The 7,854-nt window shown below is 37.6% G+C and carries 7 protein-coding genes and 1 pseudogene; 1 reads left to right on the forward strand and 7 read right to left on the reverse strand.

From position 1 onward, the window contains the following. Both QZN27_RS08730 and aspS read right to left on the reverse strand, forming a co-directional pair. A partial coding sequence (locus tag QZN27_RS08730; protein WP_296786533.1) for an FAD-dependent oxidoreductase occupies nucleotides 1-107 on the reverse strand: 107 nt, incomplete at its 3' end. Nucleotides 108-109: 2 nt separating this feature from the next. Next, nucleotides 110-1,374, reverse strand: a pseudogene (aspS, locus tag QZN27_RS08735) (aspartate--tRNA(Asn) ligase). Nucleotides 1,375-1,983: 609 nt separating this feature from the next. On the opposite strand from aspS, the gene QZN27_RS08740 reads away from it, so the two are divergent. After that, nucleotides 1,984-2,160, forward strand: coding sequence for a hypothetical protein (locus QZN27_RS08740; RefSeq protein WP_296786517.1), 177 nt, complete (start codon nucleotides 1,984-1,986; stop codon nucleotides 2,158-2,160). A gap of 112 nt (nucleotides 2,161-2,272) precedes the next feature. Here the strand turns inward: QZN27_RS08740 and QZN27_RS08745 are convergent, their stop codons facing one another. The 5 genes from QZN27_RS08745 to QZN27_RS08765 form a co-directional block, all read right to left on the reverse strand. Continuing rightward, on the reverse strand, nucleotides 2,273-2,812 hold the full coding sequence (locus tag QZN27_RS08745) for a DapH/DapD/GlmU-related protein (protein WP_296786520.1): 540 nt from the start codon (nucleotides 2,810-2,812) through the stop codon (nucleotides 2,273-2,275). Continuing rightward, complete coding sequence (gene hisD / locus QZN27_RS08750; protein WP_296786522.1) at nucleotides 2,813-4,090, reverse strand: histidinol dehydrogenase; 1,278 nt, start codon at nucleotides 4,088-4,090, stop codon at nucleotides 2,813-2,815. 7 nt (nucleotides 4,091-4,097) lie between these two features. Next, complete coding sequence (gene ilvD / locus QZN27_RS08755) at nucleotides 4,098-5,747, reverse strand: dihydroxy-acid dehydratase (RefSeq protein WP_296786524.1); 1,650 nt, start codon at nucleotides 5,745-5,747, stop codon at nucleotides 4,098-4,100. Nucleotides 5,748-6,031: 284 nt separating this feature from the next. Beyond that, nucleotides 6,032-7,579 carry a DUF11 domain-containing protein gene (locus QZN27_RS08760; RefSeq protein ID WP_296786527.1) on the reverse strand — a complete coding sequence of 516 codons (1,548 nt, stop codon included), beginning with the start codon at nucleotides 7,577-7,579 and terminating at the stop codon, nucleotides 6,032-6,034. Next, nucleotides 7,521-7,854, reverse strand: a 334-nt coding sequence (locus tag QZN27_RS08765; RefSeq protein ID WP_296786530.1) for a DUF11 domain-containing protein, incomplete at its 5' end; no start/stop codon positions are given. The genes QZN27_RS08760 and QZN27_RS08765, both read right to left, overlap by 59 nt.

The raw sequence follows: 7,854 nt of genomic DNA on the forward strand, positions 1-7,854 counted from the left end.
GACGGATTCTTTTCAAGCAAAATTACACGTGAAGTCCTGCTTGCGGCAATAGCTGCCATGATTCCTGCAGGACCTCCACCAATAATAGCTATATCGTATTCTTTCATGCTTAAGGAGTTAATCTGTGTCGGTCTCTTGGGAAGAGTACACATTCACGAATGTTTTCAGATCCTGTAAGCACCATGGTCAATCTGTCGGCACCTACACCCCATCCTGCATGAGGAGGCATACCGTATTCGAAGGCTTTAAGGTAGCTTCCAAATCCTGCAGGGTTAAGACCACGTTCTTCGATTTGTTTAACTAAAAGGTCATACTGGTGTACACGGGTAGCACCGGAGGATAACTCTAAGTTATTGTACATTAAATCGAATGCGTGAGAGTACTGCTCTTCACCTTCAACAGGCATTACATAGAACGGTTTGATTTCAGAAGGCCATCTGGTCAGGAAGTAGAATCCTCCCATTGCATCTCCTAAAACTTTTTCAGCTTCACGGGATAAGTCTTCTCCCCATTCCATTGCAACATCTCTTGAATTTACGATGTCAACAGCTTCATCATAGGTTACATGAGGGAAATCGCCTTTAGGTACTTCCAATTCATGGCCTAACACTTCCAATTCGTCAGCGCAGTTTTCATTAATGTCTGTTATAACATTGACGAGCATGTCATTCAATATTTTCATTACGTCCTCATCATCTGCAAATGAAGCTTCAGCATCTATGGAGACAGCTTCGTTTAAGTGTCTTAAGGTATCGTGCTCTTCTGCCCTGAAAATCTGGCCGATTTCAAATACCTTATCCATTCCGGCAGCCATCATCATCTGTTTGTACAATTGTGGGGATTGGCCTAAGAATGCCTCTTTTTCAAAGTAGGTAATCGGGAATAATTCTGTTCCTCCTTCAGTAGCTGATGCCACCAGTTTAGGAGTGTTAATTTCATAAAATCCATTATCATAGAAGTAATCTCTGATGGTATGGAACATTTGTCCTTTAATCTTGAAAATTGCAGAAACATTTTCCTTTCTGATATCCAAAAATCTTGAATCCAGTCTTGTGTCTATTCCTGCTTTTACTTTTTCTGTTGGATTTCAACACCGTTTGGTGCTTTTCCAGCTTCCTGAGCTAAACCTTTAATCGCTACAACAGATTCTTTTCTGAGTTCTCTTAATTCTTCCATTATCTTTTCGTCTACTTTTTTGCTTGGAGCTGTTACCTGAACTCTGCCAGTGACATCACGAATGATGACAAACATGATTCCACCGAAATCACGGATTTCGTGCACCCAACCCATGATTGTGATGTCTTCTCCTGCTATTTCAGGATTGCATTCATTGGCATAGTTTGTTCTTCTCCAATCGTTTAATAAACCTTGCAAATTATTCACCTCGAGGTTTGTAAAAATAATTTAATTAAATTATTAAAAATTTAAAAATGAGTGTTGCCTTAGTTTATAGGCAAAAGCTATAAACTACGTCCAATAAGGCAACTGTTTATTACCTGATTTCTTTCTTGTATAGAAAGTGGCGAATATGAAAAAACATATTCTATAATAAAATAGAATAACATAATATATAAAGTTAACTAAACTATTCAGAAACAGGTTATTTTTAAAAATAAAGACATGATTAATTATTAAATATAAAAAATAGTGTTGTCTAAGTTTAATAGAAAAATCTATTAAACTACACCCAATTAGACAACTGTTTATTATCTGATTTCTTTCTTGTATAGAAAGTGGCGAATATGAAAAAACATATTCTATTATAAAATAGAATAAGATGACATATAAAGGTAACTAATAATTGAAAAAAAAAACAGATATTAAGGAGTATATGAAGAAATTAAGAGAAAATAACTAAAATATTAAATAAAAAGAATTAAATAAGGCTGGGAAGAGTTACGCAAAACTTCCAGTGGACGACCTTGAAAAATCAAGAACCAACCTTACAAAATTCATCAGTCATAAGAGATTACCCTATCAGCCATGGTAATGGTTATAGATTACAATGACATCAAGCATAATCAATACATGTCAAGTATCATCAGAATACCTAACATGAATCCCTCACCTCCCAATACAAGAGGAAAAATAGACATACATAACTACATTTCCAATCAGGCAATTAAGTTATTAATTCATCTATTGAGTGAAATATATTAAAATCATGATATTTAAATAATGTAGAATCTTTTTTAGCAAAATTAAAGTTATTTCATAAAGTTATAAAGGAATTAAAAAATTGTAATGAAAATAAAAAAAAGCGGATAAGATATCAGAACTTATCCTTATCCAAAGTTTTAACGACTTTAGCTGGAACTCCAACAGCAACCTCATAGTCGCCGACATCCTTTGTAACTATGGCTCCTGCACCGACAATCGCATACTCCCCGATTGTAACACCAGGAAGGATGCTTGCTCCTGCACCAATCCAGGCTCCCCTCTTAATATGGATCGGCTTGCAGGTCAGGACCTGCCTGTCATACTCGTCATGGTTGTTTGAGAGAAGCTGAACATTTGCCGCCATCATAACGTCGTCTTCAACTGTTATTCCGCCACGGGCCATCAGTAATGAGTTGGAGTTGATGAAAACATTATTGCCCACTTTCAGACGGTCAAATGCCGCACCAGCAATAGGAGCCATGATTTGACTGTTTTCACCTAAATTATCGCCCAACAGCTCTTTTAAAAGACTGTTGTACTCATCGGTGTTTGGCATTGTGTGATTGAGCTTAAAAACTATTTCTGCCATTTCCCCGGCCTTGATCATTTCCTCTTCAGTCATTTCCCTCATGTCAACTCTTTCAAAATCCATCTAATCATCCCTTAATCTTGTTTTGAATGAATTTGCATGTGCAAAGAATCCTTCATATTCCGCAATCGGAACAGAGGTTTTTGAAAGTTCTTTCAAACCGTCCCTGGTAAGTCTTTGAACGGTTGGTTTTTTAATAAAGGCTTCAGTGGACAGACCGGAATACATTTTGGCCCCGCCCCCTGTAGGCAACACATGGTTTGTTCCGGATCCATAGTCTCCAGCGGCAACAGGTGAATAAGCGCCTAAAAAGATTGAACCTGCATTGTTTATATGTGATAATGTTTCGTCATCATCTTTTGTGGATATGATTAAATGTTCAGGGGCATATTCATTTGTAACAAGAATTGCTTCCTCAAAAGTGTCAGTGATAATGATTTTTCCACTTTTTGATAATGATTCCTCGATTATTTCACGTCTAGGTGCAGTTTCAGTCATTTTCTTTACGAACTCATCGGTTTTGAGAGCCAAATCCTCACTATCGGTCACCAAAAAGCAAGATGCATTAGGATCATGCTCTGCCTGCGCCAGAATATCGGTTGCCAAAAATTCCGGATTAGCAGTTTCATCAGCCAGAATAAGAACTTCAGAAGGTCCTGCCGGAAACTCAATATCTACTTGACCATAGACAAGTTTCTTTGCTGCAGTAACGAATATATTTCCAGGACCTACAATCTTTTCTACTCGAGGCACAGATTCGGTTCCATATGCAAGCGCTGCAATTGCCTGTGCTCCTCCGACCTTATAAATCTCATCGGCACCTGCAATGTCGGCAGCCACTAAAATTGCATCTAGAATCTTGCCGTCCTTTTGAGGCGGAGTTACGCAGACCACCTTGCGAACCCCTGCGATTTTAGCAGGAATTACTGTCATCAGTATTGATGAAGGATATGCTGCCCTTCCTCCAGGTATGTAGCATCCTGCTGAATTAATCGGCCTTACAATCTGGCCTGCCACTATTCCTGGATTGACTTCCATTTCCCATTCGGATGGAATTTGCTTTTTATGAAATCTTTCGATATTATCTGCAGCATTTTTTAAAGCGGACAGTAATTCATCATCCAATGTTTCATATGCCTCTTCAATTTCATCTTTGGATACTTTCAAATTTTCTATTAGAACACCGTCAAATTTTTCAGTATATTCACGAATTGCCTTATCTTTTTCTATTCGAACATTTTCCAAAATCTCAGATACTGTTCCCAAAACATTATTGACATCCTGTTCTGACCTTTTAATTGTATCTTCCAAATCAATTTCAGAGTATTTTAATATTTCCATGATTACACTACCTTAAAATAGCACCGGTGTCTGCTGAGTGAACAAGCTTTTGATATAATGCCAACCATCCTGAAACGTCACTTTCAGGGTGTTTAACTTCTTTTAACCTTGCTTCGATTTCTTCATCGGACAACTCGACACTGATGGATCTGTTCTCAATGTCTATTTCTATGATGTCGCCATTTTGAATTGCGGCAATAGGTCCGTCTTCCCTTGCCTCAGGAGATACATGTCCAATACATGGCCCTCTGGTTCCTCCTGAAAACCTTCCGTCGGTTATCAGCCCGACATCCTTAATATTCATTCCTGCAAGGGCTGATGTTGGATTCAGCATTTCACGCATTCCAGGTCCGCCTTTAGGTCCCTCATATCTGATAACAACAATATCTCCCTCTTCGATTTCGTGGTCAAATATTGCCTTTGTAACATCCTCCTCTGAATCATATACCTTTGCAGGTCCTTTAAGATGCATTAGGTTATCTGCAACAGCACCTTTCTTAACTACACTGCCGTTAGGTGCAAGATTACCTTTAAGGATTGCTATTCCTCCATCCTTATGTACAGGATTATCTAGAGTATGGATAACATCGGTGTTTTTGTTTTCAACGTTTTCCAGGTTCTCGGCAATAGTCTTTCCTGTTACGGTCAGCTGATCGGTGTCAATCTTATCTCCCAATGTTTTAAGAACTGCCTGAATACCACCGGCCAGGTGCAAATCCATCATTGAATCCTCACCTGCAGGAGAGATAAGTGCAATGTGGGGAACGTTTCTTGATATTTCATCGAACAATTCCAAATCCACATCAATGCCGTCGACTTCACTGGCGATTGCAGGTATGTGAAGTGCTGTGTTGGATGATCCTCCCAATGCCATGTCAACCGCAATGGCGTTGTTGAAGGCCTCCTGAGTCAAAATATCTGAAGGTTTGATATCATCTTCAACAAGCTTGATAATCTGCTTACCGGATTCAAATGCAATCTGATTATTCTCTTCAGTTCTTGCATGGGTTGTAGCGCAGGTTGGAAGGGAAAGACCGAATGTTTCAGTTATGCATGCCATAGTATTTGCTGTAAATAGTCCTGAACAGCTTCCGGCTCCAGGACATGCACATTTTTCCAGTTCAGTTACTTCCTCTTCAGACATTTTGCCTGCAGAATAAGCGCCAACTGCTTCAAATACTGTAATCAAATCAGCAGGTTTACCGTTATACTCACCTGATGCCATTGGTCCTCCAGTGACAACAATTGAAGGCACATTCACTCTAGCAGCTCCCATTATCATGCCGGGAACAACCTTGTCACAGCTTGGAATCAATACCAGTCCATCGAAAGCATGCCCTTTTGTCATACTTTCAACAGTCGCTGCGATAATCTCTCTTGAAGGCAGGGAATATTTCATTCCTTCATGGTTCATGCTGATTCCGTCACAGACTGCCATGGTATCGAATTCGAATGGGATACCGCCAGCGGCCACAATACCATCTTTTACAAATTCAACAAGTTCTCTTAAGTGAATATGGCCGGGAACAATGTCTGTAAAACTATTTGCTATACCAATGAATGGTTTTTTAAAGTCTTCATCATCAAGTCCACAAGCTCTTAGCAATGATCTGTGTGGGGCTCTTTGAATTCCTTTTTTTACACTATCACTTTTCATTTAATCACACAATATAATTTAATCAATAGTATATATCTCACTAATAACTTTTAAAATATTGGAATTGTGTGAAAATGTAGAATATGTTTGATTAAATGTAGATAAACAAAATTGTTTTTAAAAAATTATGTGAATGAATTAATATACTGAAAAATAAGTATCATTAAATGACAGTTTTTTGAGAATAAGTGTTAAATTTTTATCGGTGAATTCCATTAAATTGAAATTAAATTTTTGCTAAAAAAAATAAAGAATTATGGGAAAATTGATTTCCCATAACAAGCTTAAAGTTTTCTTCTTAAAGTCACGCCAACTATTGCGAGTAATGACAAGACAACCATCAGGATAGGATTACCAGTAGGATGCATTGTAGGAGGAGTAACCGGATTATCCGGAGCTTTTTCAACCTTGATAGTAGCACTATCATTATTGTTGTCCGGATTACTATCGGTTTCATTACAGGTTACGCTAGCGAAGTTGGTAATAGTTCCTACTTCAGCAGTTACATTACAGTAAATTTCGATAGTAGCAGTTTCACCTTTAGCTAATTTACCAATGTTCCATTTTCCAGTTGAAGGATTATAAGTACCTTTGGAAGCTACAAATCTGATGAATTTGACTCCTGATGGTAAAACATCAGTCACAACAACATCAGTTGCAGTGCTTGGGCCATAATTGGTAACAACAATAGTCCAATGCATTTTATCTCCTTTATGATATACTGGTTTGTCAGCATACTTTTTAAGGCTTAAATCAACAATTGGAATTCCTTCAGTGGTGTCTTTTGCCTTATTATTAGTGTAGTCAGACTCTTCGGTTGTAGTTGTTACTGAAACCGGGTTAGTGATTAATCCTTCACGACCAACTTTGGTTGTAAGTTTAAGGATTGCACTTTCACCGCTTGCAAGTGAGCTAATTGTCCATTCATAAGTGTTCATGTTGAATGATCCTTTAGTCACTTCAGCATCCAGAACTTTTAAACCTTTAGGTAACTGATCTGAAACTTTAACATTATTTGCTGTAGATGGACCGTTGTTTTTGACTTTAATTGTCCAAATAACGTTTTCACCAACGTAAACTTTATCGAAGTTAACAACTTTAGTGATTTCGATATCACAAATCGGTTTTACATTAGTATTGTTACTTGCCTTATTATTTGTGTAATTGGTTTCATTGATAGTTGTGTTTACAACAACAACGTTTGTATATGAACCTTCTTTTACAGCCTGAGTAACTAAAACAAGGAATACAGAAGTGTTATTTTCAACATCACCAATACTCCAAATTCCAGTGTTCTCATTGAAAGTACCCTTAGATGGTGCTGCATTAATTACCTTTAATCCTGCAGGTAAATTATCTTTAACAACAACATTAGGGGCAGTAGAAGGACCATGATTTACAACTATAATTCTCCATTCAACAAATTCATTGACATAGACAACTTTCTTATCAACAATTTTAAGAATTTCTAAATCACAGATCGGTTTAACATCAATAGTGCAGTTAACAGTTTTGTTAGTGCCATTAGGTCCGATTACAGTAGCATTGTTTGTTAAATTACCAAGAACATTAGCCCTTGCTTTAACAGTAATTATAGCAGGGACGTCAGCTTTAATATTGGTAATTTTCCAAGTTACAACTTGACCAGTTCCATCAACTGAGGCTCTTTGAACAACATCAGCACCAGTTATGCTTACAGTATCAATATACTCTAAACCTTCAGGTAAGCTGTCGACAACAGTTAAGGTTTCAATGTATGTCACATTACCGACATTAGTAATGGTAAACAACAACTGTAGCATTATCGTAGTTGTTTGCGTAATTCCACTCATGCTCAGTACAGTTAACATTCGCATGGTTAGTGAATGTACCTTTTTGTTTAGCAATTGAAGTAATAGTCAAAGTTACACTAGTACCGTTAGCCATGTCACCAATAGTCCAAACACCAGTGCCGATATTATAAGTAGTACCTTCACTAGCAGTGAAACCAACGATGTTGAATCCTGCTGGTGGGAAAGTATCTTTCAATACAACATTAGTAGCATTAGTACCATTAGCAGCATTAGACACGACAATAGTCCAGACAACAGTATCATCAACGAAATGA

It is taken from the genome of uncultured Methanobrevibacter sp. (assembly GCF_900316895.1).
Classification (GTDB): domain Archaea; phylum Methanobacteriota; class Methanobacteria; order Methanobacteriales; family Methanobacteriaceae; genus Methanocatella.